A 20,930-nucleotide genomic window follows, 5' to 3' on the forward strand; every position below is an offset into this window, starting at 1 on the left:
CTTGGGGGTCGACCGCCCGCACCACATCCGACGCGAAGGATCCGCGACCGCCGTGTTCGACACTCTTTCCGATCGCCTCGCAGCGACCTTCAAGAACCTCCGAGGCAAGGGCCGCCTGAGTGAGGCGGACATCGACGCCACGGCGCGCGAGATCCGCATCGCCCTGCTGGAGGCCGATGTCGCGCTGCCGGTCGTCCGGTCGTTCATCAAGCAGGTCAAGGAGCGCGCGCTCGGCGCCGAGGTCTCCCAGGCGCTGAACCCCGCCCAGCAGGTCGTCAAGATCGTCAACGAGGAGCTGGTCGGCATCCTCGGCGGCGAGACGCGCCGGATGCGGTTCGCCAAGAACCCGCCGACCGTGATCATGCTGGCGGGTCTCCAGGGCGCGGGCAAGACCACCCTGGCCGGCAAGCTCGGCCGCTGGCTCACCACGCAGGGACACGCCCCGCTGCTGGTGGCCTGCGACCTCCAGCGTCCCAACGCGGTCAACCAGCTCTCGGTCGTCGCCGAGCGCGCCGGCGTGGCGATCTTCGCCCCGGAGCCGGGCAACGGTGTCGGCGACCCGGTGAAGGTCGCCGAGGACTCGGTGTCCTACGCCCGCGACAAGCAGCACGACGTGGTCATCGTCGACACCGCCGGCCGTCTCGGCATCGACGAGGAACTGATGCGGCAGGCCGCGGACATCCGCGACGCCGTACGCCCGGACGAGATCCTGTTCGTCGTCGACGCGATGATCGGTCAGGACGCGGTCACCACCGCGGAGGCCTTCCAGAGCGGCGTCGGCTTCGACGGCGTGGTGCTCTCCAAGCTGGACGGCGACGCCCGGGGCGGTGCCGCCCTGTCCGTCGCGCAGGTCACCGGCAAGCAGATCATGTTCGCCTCGAACGGCGAGAAGCTGGACGACTTCGACGCGTTCCACCCGGACCGCATGGCGTCCCGCATCCTCGGCATGGGCGACATGCTCACGCTGATCGAGAAGGCCGAGCAGACCTTCAGCCAGCAAGAGGCCGAGAAGATGGCCGCCAAGCTGGCGAAGGGGCCGAAGGAGTTCACGCTCGACGACTTCCTGGCCCAGATGGAGCAGGTCCGCAAGATGGGCTCCATCTCCAAGCTGCTCGGCATGATGCCCGGCATGGGCCAGATGAAGGAGCAGATCAACAACCTCGACGAGCGGGACGTCGACCGCACCGCCGCCATCATCAAGTCGATGACCCCCGGCGAGCGGGCCGAGCCCACGCTCATCAACGGCTCCCGCCGTGCGCGCATCGCCCGCGGTTCCGGCGTCGACGTCAGCGCCGTGAAGAACCTGGTGGAGCGCTTCTTCGAGGCCCGCAAGATGATGTCGAAGATGGCGCAGGGCGGCGGCATGCCCGGTATGCCCGGTGTTCCGGGAATGCCCGGCGTGGGCGGCGGGCGGAAGAAGGGCAAGCAGCAGAAGAAGGCCAAGGGCAAGCGCCAGTCCGGCAACCCGATGAAGCGCCGGCAGGAGGAGCAGGCCGCGGCCGAACGGCGTGCCGCCGGCGGCGCGTTCGGTATGCCCGGTGCGGGTCAGGACGCCGGCGACTTCGAGCTGCCGCAGGAGTTCAAGGACATGCTCCCGCCGAAGTGAGACGGGGGCGGGGGATGATGTGACCCATGCGCGTCTACATCCGTCCCCCGCGTCCCGAGGACGAGCGGGTCTACAGCGAGGCCGTCGTCCGGTCGGCCGACCATCTGCGTCCCTGGAACCCGGTCGAACCGGACGGCCTGCCCGACCTGGTGCGCCGCCAGGGCCCGGTGCTGCGGTCCTACCTGATCTTCGACCGTGAGGACGACGGACTGGTGGGACGCGTCAACGTGGCCAACATCGTCCGCGCGCGCTTCCGCAACGGCTCGCTCGGCTACGACAGCTACGTGCCCTACGCGGGCACCGGACGGATGACCGAGGGCATGCGGCTGATCGTCGACCGCTGCTTCGCCGAGGGACCGGACGGCCTGGGACTGCACCGGCTGGAGATCAACGTTCAGCCGGAGAACGAACGCTCGCTCGCCATGGCGAAACGGCTCGGCTTCCGGCACGAGGGCTTCTCGCCGCGCATGCTCTTCCTCGACGGAGCCTGGCGCGACCACGAGCGCTTCGCGCTCACCGCCGAGGAGTGGCCCGGCGCGGCCTGACGGCGGCACCGGGCGCGTCGGGGCCCGTTCAAAGAGAGCCCGGAAGAAAGTCGGACGGAGATGTCGAGAACCCGCGTCCGGCTCCGTCCCCGGGGTGAAGGCGGCCACAATGGGCCGCACGAGCACCGAGGAGAACCGTCATGGCCAAGTACCTGCTGCTGAAGCACTACCGCGGCGCCCCCGCCCCGGTCAACGACGTGCCGATGGACCGGTGGAGCCCCGAGGAGATCTCGGCGCACGTGCAGTACATGAACGACTTCGCGGCCCGGCTGGAGAAGACCGGCGAGTACGTCGACGGCCAGGCGCTCGCCCCCGACGGGGCGTGGGTCCGCTACGACGGTGAGGGACGCCCGCCGGTCACGGACGGGCCGTTCGCGGAGACCAAGGACCTCATCGCCGGCTGGATGATCATCGACGTCGACGACTACGAGCGCGCCGTCGCACTGGCCGGGGAGCTGTCGGCCGCCCCCGGGGCGGGCGGCGAGCCGATCCACGAGTGGCTCGAGGTGCGCCCCTTCCTGACCGAGCCCCCCACCATCACGGAGTGACCCCGCAGATGGACGAGGCCCTGCTCAGGAGTCTCACGCCGAGCGTGCTCACCGTCCTCGTCCGCCGCGGAGCCGACTTCGCGGCGGCCGAGGACGCCGTGCAGGACGCCCTGATCGAGGCGCTCCGGGTCTGGCCGGCCGACCCTCCGCGGGATGCGAAGGGCTGGCTGGTCGCCGTCGCCTGGCGCAAGTTCCTCGACGCGACCCGGGCGGCGGCCTCCCGCCGCCGGCGCGAGGGCCGCGTCGAGGAGGAGCCGGCGCCAGGCCCGACTCCCTCGGCGGACGACACCCTCCAGCTCTACTTCCTCTGCGCCCACCCGTCGCTGACCCCGGCATCGGCGGTCGCGCTCACCCTGCGCGCCGTCGGAGGGCTGACCACCCGCCAGATCGCCGAGGCCTACCTGGTGCCCGAGGCGACCATGGCGCAGCGCATCAGCCGGGCCAAGCGCACCGTCTCCGGAGCGCGCTTCGACCGGCCGGGCGACGTCGCCACCGTGCTCCGCGTCCTCTACCTCGTCTTCAACGAGGGCTACTCGGGCGACGTCGACCTCGCCGCCGAGGCCATCCGGCTCACCCGGCAGCTCGCGGCGGCCATCGACCACCCCGAGGTGGCCGGGCTGCTCGCGCTCATGCTGCTCCACCATGCCCGGCGGGCCGCGCGGACCGCGTCCGACGGCAGCCTGGTGCCGCTCGCCCAGCAGGACCGAGACCGGTGGGACACCGCGTCGATCGCCGAGGGCGTCGGAATCCTCCAGGCCGCCCTCGCACGTGACCGGCTGGGCGAGTTCCAGGCCCAGGCCGCCATCGCGGCACTCCACGCCGACGCCCCGACGGCCGGCGAGACCGACTGGGTGCAGATCGTGGAGTGGTACGACGAGCTCGCGCGCCTGACCGACAACCCCGTCGTCCGGCTCAACCGGGCGGTCGCCGTCGGGGAGGCCGACGGACCGCGTGCCGGTCTGGCGGCCCTCGCGCCGCTGGACGCCGCACTGCCCCGCCACACGGCGGTCGCGGCCTACCTCCACGAGCGCGACGGCGACCTGACGACGGCGGCCCGGCTGTACGCCGAGGCGGCCCACAAGGCACCCGACCGCGCCGAGCGCGACCACCTCACGCGCCAGGCCGCCCGGCTCAACGCCGTCCGGCCCCGCTGACCGGCCGGCATCCGGCACCTCCCCCGCAGGGGGCGTCCTCCGCGGTGCCTGGACCTCCCGGTTCCGCGCGCGGGACCGGGAGGGCGTCAGACCCGTGCGATCACGTACCGGAAGAGATTCGGCATCCACACCGTGCCGTCGCCGCGCCGGTGGGCGGCGAGCGCCTCGATCAGCTCCGCGCGCACCACCCCCTCCTCCGCGGTCCGCTCCGCCCGGTCGTACAGCCCGGTGGACAGCAGCCCGCGGACGGCACTGTCCATGTCGGCGTAGCCGAACGGGCAGGAAACCCGCCCGGAGCCGTCCAGCCGCAGACCGGCGGTGCGGGCCAGCTCCTCCAGCCCGTCACGCCCCCCGGGCTGCCAGCACCCCGGCATACGCGGCGGCTCCCCGGCTTCCTCCCCGGCCTCCCCGGCCTCCCCGTCCTGCATGTCCGCGGTGTCCGCCGCCCGCTCGGCCACCCGCAGCACCGACGCTGCTCCGCAGCGTTCGGCAGGCCCCCACCCGGCCAGCACCACCGGCGTGTTCCGTTCGAGCGAGGCCACCGTCCGGGACAGCACCTCGGGGCCGGGCAGCGCCTCGAACGCGGTCACCACCGTGGGCAGCGGTTCGTGCAGCGGTACCTCGTCCGCCACGCGGGCGCCCACCAGTCGCACCCTCCGGCCGCCCGGAGCGCCGCCGGGCTCCGGCATCAGGCGCTCGCGTGCCAGTGCCAGCCGCGTCTCGTCCGGTTCCACGCCCGTCACGGACGCACCGCGGGCCGCGGCGAGGAGCAGCGCCAGCCCGGAACCGCAGCCGAGGTCCAGGACATGGGAGGCGGAGCCGACCTCCAGCCGGTCGAAGACCGCCTCGTAGAGCGGGACCATCATCCGCTCCTGGATCTCCGCCCAGTCGCGGGCGCGCTGCGGGTGGTGGACCAGCGTGGGTGTCATCAAGGCGCCTCGATCCGTCGATCCGTCCGATCGGCCGCGGGGTTCGGGCCGCCGCCGTACGCCGCAGCACGTCGCCGTCCGGGCCCGGCATCCGGCATCCGGCGTCGCGGGGGCACTGCCGTAGCATGCGCCGGGCGGAGGGCCGCGACGCGAAGTCATGCTAATCGGGACATATGGTCGTGGCATCCGGGAGGGGCGAGGGAACCGCGACCGGCGGCGCGCGCGTCCCAGTGAGCGCGGGGGAGCGTGCGCTCGCCCGCGCGGCGGCCCGGCGTACCGAAGGCGTACGAATCGGAACTACGTCCGGGAATGCCACGACTGTGCGTCTTCTCCGCAGATCGGCGCACCCGTCCTCGTCAGGGCCCATCGGAGTGAACTGACCGGTACGGGAAAATTATTTGGGATGGCCCCGAATCGGAACACCCGGACCCCCTCGCTCGTTGTTCACGACGTGAGCACGACACCACCAGTTCTCGCCGCCGAGCTGGCAGCCGCCTGGGCCGACATTCAACGGCACCATCCCGAGCTGCCGGACCTGGCCGCGCCCGAATCACTCATCGGAGAGTCCTCGTCCGCCTGCGGCGCCGAGCTCTCCTTCGAACGGCTGCTGCACGAGGCCGTGCACGGGATCGCCGCCGCCCGCGGCGTCCGCGACACCTCGCGCGCCGGTCGTTACCACAACCGCCGGTTCCTCGCGATCGCCGAAGAGCTGGGGCTGGAGCACGCGGAAGAGCCGCACCCGAGCAGCGGCTTCTCCCTCGTGGCCCTCACCCCGGCCACCCGCCGGCGTTACCGCTCCACCGCCGACCGACTGCACCGCGCCCTCAAGGCGCACGACGCGGCCACCACCACCGAGAGCGGCCGCAGCTTCCGCGGGCCCGCGGCCCGGCACGGCTCCTCCGGGGGCGGGGTACGGGTCAAGGCGGTCTGCGACTGCGGGCGCAACGTCCGCGTCGTCCCCTCCGTGCTGGCGCAGGCGCCCATCATGTGCGGAGCCTGCGGCAAGCCCTTCCGCATCCCGGACGCCGCGCCGTCCAAGGAACCGATGGCCGTCGCGGGCTGAACGCGCCGGCGGCGGCCACACCTCACCGGTCCGGCCCCCGGTTCGGCCGGACCGGTGAGGTGTGGCATCATGGGCGGCTGTACTCGGCAGCCGTCCAGGACCCCTCTCTCCTCCGGCTGACGCGTCCGTCGGGCGCCAGGACACCACAACCCCACGTGGCCTTCCGCCGCGCCCCACCACGTCAAGACCAGGAGACACCACACCCGTGGCAGTCAAGATCAAGCTGAAGCGACTGGGCAAGATCCGTTCGCCGCACTACCGCATCATCGTCGCCGACTCGCGCACCCGCCGCGACGGCCGCGCCATCGAGGAGATCGGCCTGTACCACCCGGTGCAGAACCCCTCCCGCATCGAGGTCGACTCGGAGCGCGTCCAGTACTGGCTGGGCGTCGGCGCGCAGCCGACCGAGCCGGTCGCGGCCATCCTCAAGGTCACCGGCGACTGGCAGAAGTTCAAGGGTCTGCCGGCCCCCGAGCCGATGAAGGTCGCCGAGCCGAAGGCCGACAAGAAGGCCCTCTTCGAGGCCGCGGCAAAGCAGTCGGCGAACGAGCCCAAGGGCGAGGCCATCACGCCGAAGGCCAAGAAGTCCGACAAGGGCGAGAAGAAGGCGGACGAGGCCAAGGCCGAGTCCGCTGACGCCGCCACCGAGTCGACCGAGGCCTGAGGATGCTCGAGGAGGCCCTCGAGCACCTCGTGAAGGGCATCGTCGACCACCCCGACGAGGTGCAGGTCGCGGAGCGCACCCTGCGCCGCGGGCGCGTGCTGGAGGTCCGGGTGCACCCCGACGACCTCGGCAAGGTCATCGGCCGCAACGGCCGCACGGCCCGTGCGCTCCGCACCGTCGTGGGAGCCCTCGGCGGCCGCGGTGTCCGCGTCGACCTCGTCGACGTGGACCAGATCCGCTGAGCAGCAGCACGCTGAGCAGTACCACGCACCACCGGCAGCGGCCGGGGGCGGCTCCGGCCGCACCCGGCCGCTGCCGCTGTTCGCACCACCCGCCCCGGCGGCGGACACGCGAGAAGAAGGGGAACCCGAGACCGTGCAGCTGGTAGTCGCCCGCGTCGGCCGCGCCCACGGCATCCGCGGCGAGGTCACCGTGGAGGTACGCACCGACGAGCCCGAGGTGCGACTCGCGCCCGGAGCCGTTCTGGCCACCGACCCGCCGGGCGTCGGCCCGCTCACCATCGAGACGGGCCGGGTGCACAGCGGACGCCTGCTGCTGCGTTTCGCCGGCGTGCAGGACCGCACCGGCGCCGAGGCGCTGCGCAACACCCTGCTGGTCGCCGAGGTCGACCCGGAGCAGAGCCCGGACGACCCCGAGGAGTTCTACGACCACCAGCTTTTCGACCTCGACGTCGTCACCCGCGACGGGCGCGCCGTCGGCCGGGTCGAGGAGATCGCCCACCTGCCCGCGCAGGACCTGCTGGTCGTACGGCGCCCCGACGGCGGCGAGGCGCTGATTCCGTTCGTCACCGAGATCGTCCCGGAGATCGACCTGTCCGCGCAGCGCATGGTCGTCGACCCGCCCCCCGGGCTGCTCGACGAGGAGGAGGGGAAGGGCGCGTGAGGCTCGACGTCGTCACGATCTTCCCGGAGTACCTGGAGCCGCTGAACGTCTCCCTGGTCGGCAAGGCGCGCGCCCGCGGGCAGCTCGACGTCCGGGTGCACGACCTGCGCACCTGGACCCACGACCGGCACCACACCGTGGACGACACCCCGTACGGCGGCGGGCCCGGCATGGTGATGAAACCCGAGCCGTGGGGCGAGGCGCTGGACGAGATCCTCGCCTCCGGCGCCCCGGACCAGGGCGAGCCCGTCCTCGTCGTTCCCACGCCCAGCGGACGGCCGTTCACCCAGGCCCTCGCCGTCGAACTCGCCGCCGCACCCTGGCTCGTGTTCACCCCGGCCCGCTACGAGGGCATCGACCGCCGCGTCGTCGAGGAGTACGGGTCGCGCCTGGACGTGCGCGAGGTCTCCATCGGCGACTACGTGCTCGCCGGGGGAGAGGCGCCGGTACTGGTGATGGTGGAGGCGGTCGCCCGCCTGCTGCCCGGAGTGCTCGGCAACGCCGAGTCCCACCGCGACGACTCCTTCGCCCCCGGGAGCATGGCCGGTCTGCTCGAAGGCCCGGTGTACACCAAGCCCCCTCAGTGGCGCGGCCGGGAGATCCCCGAGGTGCTGGTCAGCGGCCACCACGGGCGGATCGCCCGGTGGCGCCGCGACCAGGCGCTCGCCCGCACCAGCACCCACCGGCCCGACCTGATCGAGGCGTGCGATCCCGGCGGGCTCGACGCGCAGGACCGGGCGACGCTCTCCGCACTGGGCTGGGAGGTCGGAACCGGGGGCCGATTTGGGCGCACGACGAGGCCCGTGGAAGAATAGGCCGCTGCCTCGCGTCCGGCGCGCGACCCTGCCACAGGGGGATCAACGCCCGACCGGAGCGGCGGCGACCGTACATCCGTTCACCATGTTCCGCTGATGGCCTGTGGCATCGGCGAGGAAAGCAGACGATCATGTCTCACCTGCTCGACAACGTCGACGCGGCTTCGCTGCGCGAGGACGTCCCCCCCTTCCGCCCGGGCGACACCGTCAACGTCCACGTCCGCGTGGTCGAGGGCAGCCGCTCCCGTGTGCAGCAGTTCAAGGGCGTCGTGATCCGCCGCCAGGGCTCCGGCGTGCGCGAGACCTTCACGGTCCGCAAGGTCAGCTTCAGCGTCGGCGTCGAGCGCACCTTCCCGGTGCACACCCCGATCGTTGAGAAGATCGAGGTCGTCACCCGCGGTGACGTCCGCCGCGCGAAGCTGTACTACCTCCGCGACCTGCGCGGCAAGGCCGCCAAGATCAAGGAGAAGCGCGAGAACTGATCTCGTTCGTGCGAACGGAGCGCGGCCGCGCGGAGGTCCCCGAGCAGGGGCACCGGCGTCGGCCGCGCTCTTTTCGGCTCACGACGGGTGCCGCGGCCGTTCTCGTGGCGGTCTTGCTGGTCGGCGCCTTCGTGGTGCAGCCTTATTCGATCCCCAGTTCGTCGATGGCGCCGACCCTGAAGGTGGGGGACCGGGTCCTGGTGAACAAGCTGGCCTACCGTTTCGGTGACCGTCCCGAACGGGGGGACGTCGTGGTGTTCGACGGCAGGGGGTCCTTCCTCCCGTCCGGCACCGGCTCGGGGGCGCTGTCCGGTCTGCTCCGCAGGTTCGGTTCCGCCCTCGGCCTGTCGGACCCGGCGGACACGGAGTACGTCAAGCGGGTCATCGGCGTCGGCGGGGACCGCGTTCGGTGCTGCGACCAGCGGGGGAGGCTTGTGGTGAACGGCGAACCGCTGACCGAGACGTACCTTCACCAAGGAGACGCCCCCTCCGCCGTCCGCTTCGACATCCGCGTTCCGGAAGGCCGGCTCTGGGTCATGGGCGACCACCGCTCCGCCTCCCGCGACTCCCGGGACCACCTGGGGCTGCCCGGCGGCGGCACCGTCCCGCTGGACCGCGTCATCGGCCGCGCCGACTGGATCGCCTGGCCCCACGACCGCTGGACCACCCTGTCCGCCGGTACGCAACGCGCCGCTCGCGAGGCGGGGCCACATGGGTAGGCGCGGCAGACCCGCCGGTCACCACCGGCGTCCCGACGCGACACCCCCGCCGCAGCCCTCCGCCGACCGGCCCGCCACCCTGCGCGGCCCCGGCGAGGGCCGCGCCGACCGGCGACGTGCGGCCAGGCGCATCAAGCGGCGCCGCCGGCTGTCGGTGACCAAGGAGATCCCCATCCTGATCGGCATCGCGCTGGTGATAGCGCTGGTGCTGAAGACCTTCCTGGTGCAGGCGTTCGTGATCCCCTCCGGGTCGATGGAGCAGACCATCCGGATCGGGGACCGCGTCGTCGTCGACAAGCTGACCCCGTGGTTCGGCGGCCGGCCCGAACGCGGCGACGTCGTCGTCTTCCAGGACCCGGGCGGCTGGCTGGACGGCGAACCGCAACAGCAGCAGCAGGGGACCGATCCGGTCGGGATCAAGCAGGTCAAGGACCTGCTGACGTTCGTCGGCCTGCTCCCGTCGGACGACGAGCAGGACCTCATCAAGCGGGTGGTCGCCGTCGGCGGCGACCGCGTCCGCTGCTGCGGCTCCGACGGCCGGATCACGGTCAACGGCCACCCCGTCGACGAACCGTACCTGTACCCGGGCAACGCGCCGTCGAAGATCGAGTTCGACGTCACGGTCCCCGAGGGCCGGTACTTCGTGATGGGCGACCACCGCGGCAACTCGGCGGACTCCCGGTACCACCTCGATTCACCCGGACGGGGTACGGTTCCGGAGGAACTGATCGTCGGCAGGGCCATGGTCGTAGCCTGGCCGGTGGACCACTGGCAGCGGCTGTCGGAGAACGAGACCTTCGCCGCGGTGCCGGACCCCTCCGGCACGGAGGCGACCGCACAAGCTGCCGAGCAGATCCGAAGGAGTGGGCTTCCGAGCCCCTTGGAACTCTCGCTCGTTGTCACAGTGGTGGGTCTGGCCCGGTACCGGGACCGACGAAAGCGCAGTGTGAGGAGTGAGAGTGGGGGACATGGGCTACGGCGCGCGGTCCGGTCACGACTATCCCGAGGGACCTGAGGGAGACGGCCGCGGACCGACGCCGCTGATGAGTGACGAACGGCCCAGCCCGCAGGGAGGCGAGACGGACACCGTGGGCGTGTCGCACACAGGGGACGACGGAGACGGCGCCCGTGACGGCCGTGACGGCGGCGAGGGGCACGGCGGGGCCGGCCGCGACCGCAAGAAGAAGCAGGCACGGCCGTTCTGGAAGGAACTGCCCCTGCTCGTCGGCATCGCGCTGGTGCTGGCGCTGGTCATCAAGACCTTCCTGCTCCAGGCGTTCTCCATCCCCTCGGAGTCGATGCGGGACAGCCTCAAGATCGGCGACCGCGTCCTCGTCGACAAGCTGACGCCCTGGTTCGGCTCCGAGCCGGAGCGCGGCGAGGTCGTCGTCTTCCACGACCCGGGCGGCTGGCTCCCCGACATCCCCAACGAGCAGAACGCTCTGCAGAAGGCGTTCAGCTTCATCGGGCTGATGCCGTCCGCCGACGAACAGGACCTGATCAAGCGCGTCATCGCGGTCGGCGGCGACACCGTCTCCTGCCGCAAGGGCGGGCCGGTGAAGGTCAACGGCGCCGCGCTCGAGGAGTCGTACCTCAAGCCCGGCAGCACGCCGTGCGACGACAGGCCCTTCGGGCCCGTCACCGTGCCCGAGGACCACATGTGGGTCATGGGCGACAACCGGCAGAACTCCCGGGACTCGCGCTACCACCAGGACGGCCCCGACGGCGGCATGGTGCCCGTCGACGAGGCCATCGGCCGCGCCGTGGTCGTCGCCTGGCCCCTCGACCGCTGGGCGACCCTCCCGGTGCCGGGGACCTTCGACCAGAAGGGCGTCGCCGCCCAGGCCGTCGGTGCCGCCCCCGCCCTGATGGGCGTGGCCGGAGTGGCACCGCTGGCCCTGTGGCTTCGCCGGCGCCCGGTGCGTGCGGACGCCTCGCGCCGAGCGGAGCGGATCACGACGGGCGACTGAGCCCCGTCCCCGGTACGGACCGAGGTGTGGCCGGGCCCCGGAGGGCCCGGCCACACACGTGTCGCGGCTCGGCCCCCGCGTGGTGACCGGCGGATGAGGCGCCCCCCACGTGGACACCTCGCTCCTGCGTGCCGTCCTCCGCACTCCCGGAGAGCGCGCGCTCGCCGGTAGGGTTCGCCCAGACCTCCGGGCAGGTCGGGCGACGCCCCGTGGCCGTCAGCGACCCGGCGGTGCGATGGCGGCGAGGCGGCGACGGACCCGGGAGCGCAGGGATGGGAAACGCAGTACGGACGACCGGTGCGGCACGCCCGGGCGGCACACGGCCGCGCCGTGGGCTGGGCGACACCCTCTCCGGCGTCGCGGTGGCGATCGGCTGCGTGCTTTTCCTCGGCGGCTTCGTCTGGGGCGCGATCGTATACCAGCCGTACACGGTTCCCACCCGCTCGATGGCACCGACCATCCAGGCCGGCGACCGGGTACTCGCCGAACGCGTCGGCGGTGACCAGGTCCGGCGCGGCGACGTCGTCGTCTTCTACGACTCTGTGTGGGGGGACGTCCCCATGGTCAAGCGCGTCGTGGCGGTCGGCGGCGACACGGTGGCCTGCTGCGACGCCGAGGGGCGGATCACCGTGAACGGCGAACCCGTCGACGAGGAGTACCTCGGGCCGGACGACCGGAAGGCCATGACTCGCTTCGACGAGCGGGTCCCCGAAGGCCGGCTCTTCCTGCTGGGCGACCATCGCACGACCTCCCAGGACTCCCTGATGCGCCTGGAGGGTGACGCCGACCACTGGGCCGTGCCGCGCGACGCCGTGCGGGGGCGGGTGGACGCGACGGCCTGGCCGCTGGAAGGTTTCGGCATGGTCGAACGACCCGAGGGCTTCGCGCAGCTGCCGGGCGGAGTGTCCCGGCCCGGACCGCTGGTCCCCATGCTGATCGCCGTCGTCGCGGGTACCGTCCTGATCATGGGAGGGGCGGCGCACGGGCCGCTGTCCCGCCGGTCGGCGGCGGCCTCGCACGGCCGGCGCCGGAGCTGACGCACAATAGGGGCACGCACGGCTGAAGGGGAACACGCCATGAGCGCCGAGGACCTCGAGAAGTACGAGACCGAGATGGAGCTCAAGCTCTATCGCGAGTATCGCGACGTCGTCGGGCTGTTCAAGTACGTGATCGAGACCGAACGACGCTTCTACCTCACCAACGACTACGAGATGCAGGTGCACTCCGTCCAGGGCGAGGTCTTCTTCGAGGTGTCCATGGCAGACGCCTGGGTCTGGGACATGTACCGGCCGGCGCGGTTCGTGAAGCAGGTGCGGGTGCTCACCTTCAAGGACGTGAACATCGAGGAGCTCAACAAGAGCGAACTCGACCTGCCCGAGGACTCCGGCTTCAAGGGCTGACCTGAGCAGGACCTTCCGGGCCGCGGGCCCTTCACACCGTTCCCCCCCCCCTCTCCCCGTCACCCCCGGGGGTGACGGGGATATCCCCAGACCGGCACCGGTCCACAGATCCGGCCCGACATCCCCGCCCCAGCTCCGCCTCCGTCACAGTCGGTGACGGAGGTGGTCCCACATGAATGCCCGAGAAGCACTCGGCCGCTACGGCGAGGACCTGGCCGCGCGGCGGCTGCGTGCCGCCGGCATGGCCGTACTGGAACGCAACTGGCGCTGCGCCGCCGGAGAGATCGACATCGTCGCGCGCGACCGTGACGCCCTGGTGGTCTGCGAGGTCAAGACGCGCCGCGCCGGCGGGTGGGAACACCCGATGGCCGCCGTCACCCCGGCCAAGGCCGCGCGGCTGCGCAGGCTCGCGTCCCGCTGGCTCACCGAGCGCTGGATCGCCCGGTACGGCAGGCCGCCCACCGGGGGCGTGAGGCTGGACGTGGTGGGCATCCTGCTGCCGGACCGCGGGTCCCCGCTGGTCGAGCACGTCCGGGGGGCGGCCTGATGGGGTTCGCCCGCACCTGCTCGGTCGCGCTGGTCGGCGTCGAGGGCGTCCCGGTCGAGGTACAGGCCGACCTGGAGCCGGGCGTCGCCCACTTCACCCTGGTAGGGCTGCCCGACAAGTCCCTGGTCGAGAGCCGCGACAGGGTCCGTGCCGCCGTGGTCAACTCCGGCGCGGAATGGCCGCAGAAGAAGCTCACCGTCGGGCTGAGCCCGGCCTCCGTGCCGAAGGGCGGCAGCGGCTTCGACCTCAGCGTCGCCTGCGCCGTGCTCGCCGCCGCCGAGCGGATCGACCCGCGCGCGATCGCCGACCTCATGATGTTCGGCGAACTGGGCCTCGACGGCCGCGTCCGCCCGCTCCGGGGCGTGCTCCCGGCGGTGCTGGCAGCCGCCGACGCCGGATACCGGCACGTCGTCGTGCCGGAGCAGGCCGCCGCCGAGGCGTCCCTGGTCCCCGACGTGACGGTGCTCGGCGTCCGCAGCCTTCGCCAGCTCATCGCCCTGCTCTGCGACGAGCCGGTGCCGGAGGAGGACGAGGAAACCGCCGCGGTCCGCCCCGATCCCCTGGGCCCCGCCCCTGCGGGTCCGGGTCTCGGCGCCGCCCTCGCCGTGGACGACCACCCCGTCGACCTCGACGAGGTCGCCGGGCAGACCGTCGCCCGCACCGCCCTGGAGGTCGCCGCGGCCGGCCGTCACCACCTCTTCCTCAAGGGCCCGCCCGGCGCCGGCAAGACCATGCTGGCCGAGCGGCTGCCCGGCCTGCTGCCACCCCTGACCGCGCAGGAGGCGCTGGAGGTGACGGCGGTCCACTCGGTCGCCGGGACACTGCCCCCGGGGCGCCCCCTGGTGGAGCGGCCGCCGTACTGCGCCCCGCACCACTCGGCCACCATGGCCGCCCTGGTCGGCGGCGGCAGCGGCCTGCCCCGGCCCGGCGCCGTCTCCCTCGCTCACCACGGCGTGATGTTTCTCGACGAAGCGGCCGAATGCAGCGGGCGGGTACTGGACGCGATGCGGCAGCCGCTGGAATCGGGCCACGTGGTGGTCGCCCGCGCGGGCGGGATGATGCGCATGCCGGCACGCTTCGTCCTCGTCATGGCGGCGAACCCGTGCCCATGCGGACGGCACGGGGTGCGCGGAGCCGACTGCGAATGCCGCCCCTCGACGGTCCGCCGCTACCGCGCCCGGCTCTCCGGCCCCCTGATGGACCGGGTCGACCTGCGTGTGACCGTGGAGCCGCTGGCCCGCTCCGAGCTGAACGCGTCCGGCGCCGGGGAGAGCACCGCCACCGTCGCCGCCCGGGTGCTCGCGGCCCGCGAACGCGCTGCGGCCCGCTACGCCGCGACGCCGTGGACGACCAACCAGGAAGTCCCCGGCCACGCCCTGCGCACCCGCTGGCCGGTCGCGCTCGGCGCTCTCGACCGGGCCGAGGACGACATGGAGCGCGGACTGCTCACCGCCCGCGGCCTGGACCGGGTGCTGCGCGTGGCCTGGACGGTCGCCGACCTGGCGGGGCGTGACCGGCCCACCCGCGAGGACGTGGACCGCGCGCTGGAGATGCGCACCGGCATCCGCCGTGGTGTCGCTGTCCCGGAGCCCGCCCGATGAGTACCGGACCGACGCGCGAGGCCGCAGCCCACGCCGAAGCCGGCCCGGACTCCGACGAGCGGCGCGACCGCGCCCTGCTCACCCGTGTCGCCGAGCCCGGTGACGAGACGGTCGGCCGCTGGCTGGAGGACTACGGGCCGGCAGAGATCGTGCGACGGCTGCGTGGCGGCGGCCCCCCTCCACCGGGAACCTCCGCACGGCGCTGGGAAGGACTCAGGCTGCGCGCCCGCGAGGTGCGGCCCGGGGCGGACCTCGCCGCGGCCTCCGCCCGAGGCGCCCGCTTCGTCTGCCCCGGCGACCCCGACTGGCCGGGGCAGCTCGACGACCTCGGCACCTCCCGGCCCTACGGTCTGTGGGTCCGGGGCGCGCCGTCTCTGCGCTTCTGGGCGCTGCGCTCGGTGGCCGTGGTGGGCGCCCGGGCCTGCACCGACTACGGGATACACGTCGCCGCGGCCCTCGGGGCCGGCCTGGCCGCGCGCGGCTGGACCGTGGTCTCGGGCGCAGCCTACGGGGTCGACGGCGCCGCCCACCGGGGAGCGCTGGGCGCGGGAGGGGCGACCGTCGGAGTCCTGGCGTGCGGCGTCGACGTCGCCTACCCGCCCGGCCACACTGACCTCATCCGGCGCCTGGGCGAGTACGGCCTGCTCGTCGCCGAGCTGCCGCCGGGCAGCCACCCCACGCGTGGCCGCTTCGTGCTGCGCAACCGCGTCATCGCGGCTCTCACACGCGGCACCGTGGTCGTCGAGGCGGAGCAGCGCAGCGGCTCCCTGGTCACCGCCCGCCGGGCCCGTGACCTGAGCCGCATCGTGATGGGTGTCCCCGGTCCGGTCACTTCCGGGCTCTCCGCCGGCGTGCACAGGCTGCTGCAGCACGACGCCGCCGCCGTCGTCACGGACGCGGACGAGGTGATCGAGATGGTCGGTGCCATGGGAGAGCTCGCGCCCGAGCAGGAGGTACCGGTACTGCCACGCGACCTGCTCCCACCCGAGGCCGCGCGGGTGCTGGAGGCGCTCCCGGCCCGGGCCGCCGTCACCGTCCCGAGGCTGGCCGCGGCCTCTGCCACGCCGGCCGACCGGGTGCTGGTCCGGCTGCACGAGCTGAGGGCCCTCGGGTTCGTCGGCTCCGCGGGGGACCGCTGGTGGCTGCTCGATCCCGTGCCCCGAGCGCGCGGGGGCTGCGGGCGGCCGTCACCGCAGCCACAGTGACCCGTGCGACGCGGGAGACCCGTCTGACTCGTGGGGCGCCCCTTCCGTGCTTCCAAGGCACCCCATCGGGTGACGCGGCGGTCCTTGAACTGCGACTCCCGGGTGAAAGGGTGACAGTGGCGCGCAGCGCGCTCCTGCCGGCCCCGGGCATCCCCAGGGCCGTCCCGCCAGCGACATCACCCCAGGGTGCGGGCAGCGGAACGTATCTGCGCATGCCGCAGCCCGACCGTGCTCGCACCCCGCAACCTCACCGTCACGCTACGCTCACGAAATTCGGAAGATCTCTCAGAACGGCTCAAGGCGACGCATGCCCCAGCACAACTCCGGGCCTGACCGCGCGGCCACCGGCTCAGGTCCGGTCGCCGTGGAGGACGCTGCACCCGGACCCGTCCCCGGTTCGCTCGACGAGCTGTGGCGGTCGTACAAGGGGACGGGCGACGAACGGCTGCGTGAGCAGCTCATCCTCCACTACTCCCCCTTGGTGAAGTACGTGGCCGGCCGGGTCAGCGTGGGCCTTCCCGCCAACGTGGAGCAGGCCGACTTCGTCTCGTCCGGTGTCTTCGGCCTGATCGACGCGATCGAGAAGTTCGACCCCGGCCGCTCGATCAAGTTCGAGACGTACGCGATCACCCGGATCCGCGGCGCGATGATCGACGAGCTGCGGGCCATGGACTGGATCCCGCGCTCGGTGCGCCAGAAGGCCCGTGCGGTGGAGCGCGCGTACGCGACGCTGGAGGCGTCGCTGCGCCGCACACCGTCCGAGGCGGAGGTCGCGGCCGAGATGCGTATCCCCGTCGACGAGTTGCACGCCGTCTTCAGCCAGGTCTCCCTGACCAACGTGGTGGCACTGGAGGAGCTGCTGCACGTCGGCGCGGAGAGCGGCGACCGGCTCAGCCTCGTGGACACCCTCGAGGACACCGCCGCCGACGATCCCGTCGAGGTGGCCGAGGACCGCGAGCTGCGGCGCCTCCTGGCCCGGGCCGTCAACACGCTGCCCGACCGTGAGAAGACCGTGGTCACGCTCTACTACTACGAAGGGCTCACCCTCGCCGAGATCGGGCAGGTGCTGGGCGTCACCGAGAGTCGCGTCAGCCAGATCCACACCAAGTCCGTGCTGCAACTGCGCGGGAAGCTGGCCGAGGTGGGTCGCTGAATCGGTCCTGCCGTACGTAGAGTGGACGGGTGCCCAGGATTCGAGCAGCCTCCGTGGCCGAGCACCGGACGATGCAGCGTGCGGCCCTGCTGGACGCCGCACGCTCGCTGCTGTCCGAGGGAGGCACCGACGCGCTCACCTTCCCCGCCCTCGCCCGCCGCACCGGCCTCGCACGCTCCTCGGTGTACGAGTACTTCCGCTCCCGCGCCGCCGTGGTCGAGGAGCTGTGCGCCGTCGACTTCCCCGAGTGGGCAGCCGAGGTGGAGGCGGCCATGGCCGCCGCGGACGGTCCCGAGGCGCGAGTCGAGGCGTACGTCCGCAGCCAGCTCGCCCTGGTCGGCGACCGGCGGCACCGGGCCGTGGTCGCCATCTCGGCCGGCGAGCTGGACGCGGGTGCCCGCGAACGCATCCGAGCCGCGCACGGCGGGCTGATCTCGATGATCGTCGACGCACTCGCCGAGCTCGGGCACGCAGAGCCCCGGCTGACGGCCATGCTGCTCCAGGGCATCGTGGACGCGGCGGTGCGCCGGATCGAGCTGGGTGCCGCCGAGGACCCCGCCACCGTCACCGAGGTCGCGGTCGCCCTGGCCCGCCAAGGCGTACGGCGGTCCTGACCGCCCCACCCCGCGGCGGCCGTGCCCGGGGAGCGGGCGGGCACCGGGTACGGGCACTCCCGCGTGCGGCAGCAGCCGTACGGCTCCCGTCCGCAGCATCCACTCCGGCAGTACGGACAGCGGGTCGAGGTAGCGGTCGCCCCGCAGCAGTCCCCAGTGCAGACACGGGCGGTCGCAGTGGTAGCCGCCCGGTTCCAGCCGCCCCACCGTTGCGCCGGCCCGCACCGGGTCACCGGCCTCCACCACGGCCCGCACCGGCTGGAAGGTGACCCGTAGCGGCACGTCACCCGTGCCCCGCAGCGTCACCGAAACCACGCCGCGCCCCGCCACCCGGCCGGCGAACGCGACCCGGCCCGCCCCGACGGCGCGCACCTCGGCGCCCGGCGCCGTGGCCAGGTCGACCCCGCGGTGACCGGCCGCCCACGGCGCCGGCGGCGGGTCCCAGCCGTGCAGCACCACGGGCCGCGTCCCTGCGTCCGCACCCGCCACGGGCCAGCTCCACCCGTCGCCGTCGCCCTCGTCCTGCGCTCCGCGCCGTCCCTCCTTCGCTTCGCGGCCCTTCTCCGCCCGGGGGACGGCGTCCGTCCCCCGGCCCTTCGCCGCCTCCGGACCCGCCGCCGCCCGCGCGCCGGCGGGGGCCCGCAGGAGTACCACCGCACCCATCACCGCCACGATCAGTGCGGTCGCCACCCATGCCCTCGTCCCCATGCCGCCAGCGTGCCCCGCGTCCTCCGCCTCCGGAGCAGACCGCCGGGAATCCGTGGACGACCGCCCACCTGTGCACAACTCGGTCACTCCGCTCAGCGACCGAGGACGTGGTCGCGGGCAGTTCCGGAGGTCCCGTACACTTCTGGTGGCGATCCGGGTCACCGGGTCGACTTCGCACGCCCCGCCACCCTCACCCGGTGGCCGCGTATCTCGGTCCTCGGAAGACCCCTCACCAGGAGCTTCCCGGGCACAACGCGTCCGGGGCGTCAGGCGCGACACCCGTCCGGGCCGTCGCGGGACAACCGAGACACGAAAACAAGGAGAACGGCCATGGCCGTCGTCACGATGCGGGAGCTGCTGGAGAGCGGCGTCCACTTCGGGCACCAGACCCGCCGCTGGAACCCGAAGATGAAGCGCTTCATCTTCACCGAGCGCAACGGCATCTACATCATCGACCTGCTCCAGTCGCTGTCGTACATCGACCGCGCCTACGAGTTCGTCAAGGAGACCGTCGCGCACGGCGGCTCCGTCATGTTCGTCGGCACCAAGAAGCAGGCCCAGGAGGCCATCGCCGAGCAGGCCACCCGCGTGGGCATGCCCTACGTGAACCAGCGCTGGCTCGGCGGCATGCTGACCAACTTCTCGACCGTCTACAAGCGGCTCCAGCGGCTCAAGGAGCTCGAGCAGATCGACTTCGAGGACGTGGCCGCCTCCGGCCTCACCAAGAAGGAGCTGCTGGTCCTCTCCCGCGAGAAGGCGAAGCTGGAGAAGACGCTGGGCGGTATCCGCGAGATGCAGAAGGTGCCCAGCGCCGTCTGGATCGTGGACACCAAGAAGGAGCACATCGCCGTCGGTGAGGCGCGCAAGCTCAACATCCCGGTCGTCGCGATCCTCGACACCAACTGCGACCCGGACGAGGTCGACTACAAGATCCCGGGCAACGACGACGCGATCCGCTCCGTCACCCTGCTGACCCGCGTGATCGCCGACGCCGTCGCCGAGGGCCTCATCGCCCGTTCCGGCGCGGCCGAGGGCAAGGGTGAGAAGGCCGCCGGCGAGCCGCTGGCCGAGTGGGAGCGCGAGCTTCTCGAGGGCGACAAGGCCGAGGGCGAGAAGCCGGCCGCCGACGCCAAGGCCGAGGAGCCCAAGGCTGAGGAGGCCAAGGCGGACGAGCCCAAGGCCGAGGAGCCCAAGGCCGAGGACAAGCCGGCCGAGGCGCCCGCCGAGGCCCAGGCCGAGCAGGCCTGACGCCCGCCCGGGCCTCAGCGCCCGGCTCGGACCGTCACCCCAGCGGGGTCGTCCGAGTACCACGCGTCCACGGGGAGTGAGGCGGTTTCGCCGGTGTCGTCGACACCGACGGTGCCGGGCCTCACTCCCCGTGCACCGACCACCCTCATCGACTTCGAGAGAGATTCACCGACATGGCGAACTACACCGCCGCCGACGTCAAGAAGCTCCGTGAGCTGACCGGCGCCGGCATGATGGACTGCAAGAAGGCGCTGGACGAGGCCGAGGGCAACGTCGACAAGGCCGTCGAGATCCTGCGCGTCAAGGGCCAGAAGGGCGTCGCCAAGCGCGAGTCCCGCACCGCCGAGAACGGCGCGGTCGTGGCCCGCATCGCCGACGACAAGGCCTCCGGCGTGCTCGTCGAGCTGAAGTGCGAGACGGACTTCGTCGCCAAGGGTGAGAAGTTCCAGGCCGCCGCCGACGCCGTCGCCGCCCACGTGGCCGCCACCTCCCCGGCGGACACCGCCGCCCTGCTCGCCTCCGAGATCGAGGCCGGGAAGACCGTCCAGGCCTACGTCGACGAGGCCAACGCCAACCTCGGCGAGAAGATCGTCCTGGACCGTTTCGCGCAGTTCTCCGGCGGCTTCGTCGCCTCCTACCTGCACCGCACCAGCCCGGACCTGCCTCCGCAGGTCGGCGTCCTGGTCGAGCTGGACAAGGAGAACGCGGAGATCGCCAAGGACGTCGCCCAGCACATCGCGGCGTTCTCCCCGAAGTTCCTCTCCCGCGAGGAGATCCCGGCCGAGACGGTGGAGAACGAGCGCCGCATCGCCGAGGAGACCGCCCGCGAGGAGGGCAAGCCCGAGCAGGCCCTGCCCAAGATCGTCGAGGGCCGGGTGAACGGCTTCTTCAAGGAGAACTGCCTCCTGGACCAGCCGTTCGCCAAGGACAACAAGAAGTCCGTCCAGAAGATCCTGGACGAGGCCGGTGTCACGCTGAAGCGCTTCGCCCGCTTCCGCGTCGGCGCCTGAGCGCGGTCCGTCGGGCCTGCGGGCCCGGGACACGCCCCATGACGCC

Annotated in this window: 23 protein-coding genes and 1 pseudogene; 22 read left to right on the forward strand and 2 right to left on the reverse strand. The window is 72.7% G+C overall.

Annotation, left to right across the window (positions count from 1 at the left end):
• Nucleotides 1-52 precede the first annotated feature (52 nt).
• The 4 genes from ffh to K304_RS0111495 all read left to right on the forward strand — a co-directional run bounded on the left by ffh (nt 53) and on the right by K304_RS0111495 (nt 3,853).
• A complete protein-coding gene (gene ffh, locus K304_RS0111480; RefSeq protein ID WP_027763862.1) occupies nt 53-1,606 on the forward strand; it encodes a signal recognition particle protein in 1,554 nt (517 codons plus the stop codon).
• 26 nt (nt 1,607-1,632) lie between these two features.
• A complete protein-coding gene (locus K304_RS0111485; protein ID WP_027763863.1) occupies nt 1,633-2,151 on the forward strand; it encodes a GNAT family N-acetyltransferase in 519 nt (172 codons plus the stop codon).
• 140 nt (nt 2,152-2,291) lie between these two features.
• Nucleotides 2,292-2,699 (forward strand): YciI family protein, encoded by a 408-nt coding sequence (locus K304_RS0111490; protein ID WP_027763864.1) that lies wholly within the window; start codon nt 2,292-2,294, stop codon nt 2,697-2,699.
• A gap of 8 nt (nt 2,700-2,707) precedes the next feature.
• Nucleotides 2,708-3,853, forward strand: a complete 1,146-nt coding sequence (locus K304_RS0111495; RefSeq protein WP_027763865.1) for a DUF6596 domain-containing protein — start codon at nt 2,708-2,710, stop codon at nt 3,851-3,853.
• Between the two features lie 86 nt (nt 3,854-3,939).
• On the opposite strand, the gene K304_RS0111500 is transcribed toward K304_RS0111495, so the two are convergent.
• Complete coding sequence (locus tag K304_RS0111500) at nt 3,940-4,782, reverse strand: class I SAM-dependent methyltransferase (RefSeq protein WP_027763866.1); 843 nt, start codon at nt 4,780-4,782, stop codon at nt 3,940-3,942.
• 403 nt (nt 4,783-5,185) lie between these two features.
• Between K304_RS0111500 and K304_RS0111505 the strand changes: the two genes are divergently transcribed.
• From K304_RS0111505 to K304_RS0111580, 16 genes are all read left to right on the forward strand, one after another.
• Nucleotides 5,186-5,845 carry a hypothetical protein gene (locus tag K304_RS0111505; protein WP_078528942.1) on the forward strand — a complete coding sequence of 220 codons (660 nt, stop codon included), beginning with the start codon at nt 5,186-5,188 and terminating at the stop codon, nt 5,843-5,845.
• 205 nt (nt 5,846-6,050) lie between these two features.
• A complete protein-coding gene (rpsP, locus tag K304_RS0111510; RefSeq protein WP_027763868.1) occupies nt 6,051-6,509 on the forward strand; it encodes a 30S ribosomal protein S16 in 459 nt (152 codons plus the stop codon).
• Between the two features lie 2 nt (nt 6,510-6,511).
• Complete coding sequence (locus tag K304_RS0111515; RefSeq protein ID WP_027763869.1) at nt 6,512-6,751, forward strand: RNA-binding protein; 240 nt, start codon at nt 6,512-6,514, stop codon at nt 6,749-6,751.
• A gap of 133 nt (nt 6,752-6,884) precedes the next feature.
• Nucleotides 6,885-7,412, forward strand: a complete 528-nt coding sequence (gene rimM, locus K304_RS0111520) for a ribosome maturation factor RimM (protein WP_027763870.1) — start codon at nt 6,885-6,887, stop codon at nt 7,410-7,412.
• Nucleotides 7,409-8,227 carry a tRNA (guanosine(37)-N1)-methyltransferase TrmD gene (trmD, locus tag K304_RS0111525; protein WP_027763871.1) on the forward strand — a complete coding sequence of 273 codons (819 nt, stop codon included), beginning with the start codon at nt 7,409-7,411 and terminating at the stop codon, nt 8,225-8,227. Before rimM ends, trmD begins: the two co-directional genes overlap by 4 nt.
• A 131-nt stretch (nt 8,228-8,358) precedes the next feature.
• Complete coding sequence (gene rplS, locus K304_RS0111530; RefSeq protein WP_027763872.1) at nt 8,359-8,709, forward strand: 50S ribosomal protein L19; 351 nt, start codon at nt 8,359-8,361, stop codon at nt 8,707-8,709.
• Entirely contained in the window at nt 8,706-9,428 is a 723-nt protein-coding gene (gene lepB / locus K304_RS0111535) for a signal peptidase I (protein ID WP_027763873.1), read from the forward strand. Before rplS ends, lepB (K304_RS0111535) begins: the two co-directional genes overlap by 4 nt.
• On the forward strand, nt 9,421-10,443 hold the full coding sequence (gene lepB, locus K304_RS0111540; RefSeq protein WP_027763874.1) for a signal peptidase I: 1,023 nt from the start codon (nt 9,421-9,423) through the stop codon (nt 10,441-10,443). Before lepB (K304_RS0111535) ends, lepB (K304_RS0111540) begins: the two co-directional genes overlap by 8 nt.
• Nucleotides 10,397-11,398: a signal peptidase I gene (lepB, locus tag K304_RS28545; protein ID WP_037790057.1), complete on the forward strand. Its 1,002-nt coding sequence runs from the start codon at nt 10,397-10,399 to the stop codon at nt 11,396-11,398. Before lepB (K304_RS0111540) ends, lepB (K304_RS28545) begins: the two co-directional genes overlap by 47 nt.
• A gap of 272 nt (nt 11,399-11,670) precedes the next feature.
• Nucleotides 11,671-12,435: a signal peptidase I gene (gene lepB, locus K304_RS0111550; protein WP_027763875.1), complete on the forward strand. Its 765-nt coding sequence runs from the start codon at nt 11,671-11,673 to the stop codon at nt 12,433-12,435.
• 39 nt (nt 12,436-12,474) lie between these two features.
• Nucleotides 12,475-12,798, forward strand: a complete 324-nt coding sequence (locus K304_RS0111555; RefSeq protein WP_023527784.1) for a DUF2469 domain-containing protein — start codon at nt 12,475-12,477, stop codon at nt 12,796-12,798.
• Nucleotides 12,799-12,970: 172 nt separating this feature from the next.
• A complete protein-coding gene (locus K304_RS0111560) occupies nt 12,971-13,345 on the forward strand; it encodes a YraN family protein (RefSeq protein ID WP_027763876.1) in 375 nt (124 codons plus the stop codon).
• Nucleotides 13,345-14,946, forward strand: coding sequence for a YifB family Mg chelatase-like AAA ATPase (locus K304_RS0111565; RefSeq protein WP_027763877.1), 1,602 nt, complete (start codon nt 13,345-13,347; stop codon nt 14,944-14,946). Before K304_RS0111560 ends, K304_RS0111565 begins: the two co-directional genes overlap by 1 nt.
• A complete protein-coding gene (gene dprA, locus K304_RS28550; RefSeq protein ID WP_051308322.1) occupies nt 14,943-16,151 on the forward strand; it encodes a DNA-processing protein DprA in 1,209 nt (402 codons plus the stop codon). The genes K304_RS0111565 and dprA overlap by 4 nt, the downstream gene beginning before the upstream one ends.
• Before the next feature lie 307 nt (nt 16,152-16,458).
• Complete coding sequence (gene whiG, locus K304_RS0111575; protein WP_027763878.1) at nt 16,459-17,304, forward strand: RNA polymerase sigma factor WhiG; 846 nt, start codon at nt 16,459-16,461, stop codon at nt 17,302-17,304.
• A 53-nt stretch (nt 17,305-17,357) separates the two neighbouring features.
• Nucleotides 17,358-17,918, forward strand: coding sequence for a TetR/AcrR family transcriptional regulator (locus K304_RS0111580; protein WP_027763879.1), 561 nt, complete (start codon nt 17,358-17,360; stop codon nt 17,916-17,918).
• Nucleotides 17,919-18,098: 180 nt separating this feature from the next.
• Here the strand turns inward: K304_RS0111580 and K304_RS32060 are convergent.
• Nucleotides 18,099-18,626, reverse strand: a pseudogene (locus K304_RS32060) (peptidoglycan DD-metalloendopeptidase family protein); the annotation flags it as partial.
• Between the two features lie 330 nt (nt 18,627-18,956).
• Between K304_RS32060 and rpsB the strand changes: the two are divergent.
• Nucleotides 18,957-19,874 (forward strand): 30S ribosomal protein S2, encoded by a 918-nt coding sequence (gene rpsB / locus K304_RS0111585; RefSeq protein WP_027763880.1) that lies wholly within the window; start codon nt 18,957-18,959, stop codon nt 19,872-19,874.
• 173 nt (nt 19,875-20,047) lie between these two features.
• A complete protein-coding gene (tsf, locus tag K304_RS0111590) occupies nt 20,048-20,884 on the forward strand; it encodes a translation elongation factor Ts (RefSeq protein ID WP_027763881.1) in 837 nt (278 codons plus the stop codon).
• Nucleotides 20,885-20,930: the final 46 nt, after the last annotated feature.

This window comes from Streptomyces sp. CNS606 (assembly GCF_000426325.1).

Excerpts from the sequence above, each read along its gene's own strand:
- K304_RS0111485 (WP_027763863.1), top strand. The coding sequence starts at position 1,633 with ATGCGCGTCTACATCCGTCCCCCGCGTCCCGAGGACGAGCGGGTCTAC.
- K304_RS0111490 (WP_027763864.1), top strand. The coding sequence starts at position 2,292 with ATGGCCAAGTACCTGCTGCTGAAGCACTACCGCGGCGCCCCCGCCCCG.
- K304_RS0111495 (WP_027763865.1), top strand. The coding sequence starts at position 2,708 with ATGGACGAGGCCCTGCTCAGGAGTCTCACGCCGAGCGTGCTCACCGTC.
- K304_RS0111500 (WP_027763866.1), bottom strand. The coding sequence starts at position 4,782 with ATGACACCCACGCTGGTCCACCACCCGCAGCGCGCCCGCGACTGGGCG.
- K304_RS0111505 (WP_078528942.1), top strand. The coding sequence starts at position 5,186 with ATGGCCCCGAATCGGAACACCCGGACCCCCTCGCTCGTTGTTCACGAC.
- K304_RS0111515 (WP_027763869.1), top strand. The coding sequence starts at position 6,512 with ATGCTCGAGGAGGCCCTCGAGCACCTCGTGAAGGGCATCGTCGACCAC.
- rplS (WP_027763872.1), top strand. The coding sequence starts at position 8,359 with ATGTCTCACCTGCTCGACAACGTCGACGCGGCTTCGCTGCGCGAGGAC.
- lepB (WP_027763874.1), top strand. The coding sequence starts at position 9,421 with ATGGGTAGGCGCGGCAGACCCGCCGGTCACCACCGGCGTCCCGACGCG.
- lepB (WP_037790057.1), top strand. The coding sequence starts at position 10,397 with ATGGGCTACGGCGCGCGGTCCGGTCACGACTATCCCGAGGGACCTGAG.
- lepB (WP_027763875.1), top strand. The coding sequence starts at position 11,671 with ATGGGAAACGCAGTACGGACGACCGGTGCGGCACGCCCGGGCGGCACA.
- K304_RS0111555 (WP_023527784.1), top strand. The coding sequence starts at position 12,475 with ATGAGCGCCGAGGACCTCGAGAAGTACGAGACCGAGATGGAGCTCAAG.
- K304_RS0111560 (WP_027763876.1), top strand. The coding sequence starts at position 12,971 with ATGAATGCCCGAGAAGCACTCGGCCGCTACGGCGAGGACCTGGCCGCG.
- K304_RS0111565 (WP_027763877.1), top strand. The coding sequence starts at position 13,345 with ATGGGGTTCGCCCGCACCTGCTCGGTCGCGCTGGTCGGCGTCGAGGGC.
- dprA (WP_051308322.1), top strand. The coding sequence starts at position 14,943 with ATGAGTACCGGACCGACGCGCGAGGCCGCAGCCCACGCCGAAGCCGGC.
- whiG (WP_027763878.1), top strand. The coding sequence starts at position 16,459 with ATGCCCCAGCACAACTCCGGGCCTGACCGCGCGGCCACCGGCTCAGGT.
- rpsB (WP_027763880.1), top strand. The coding sequence starts at position 18,957 with ATGGCCGTCGTCACGATGCGGGAGCTGCTGGAGAGCGGCGTCCACTTC.
- tsf (WP_027763881.1), top strand. The coding sequence starts at position 20,048 with ATGGCGAACTACACCGCCGCCGACGTCAAGAAGCTCCGTGAGCTGACC.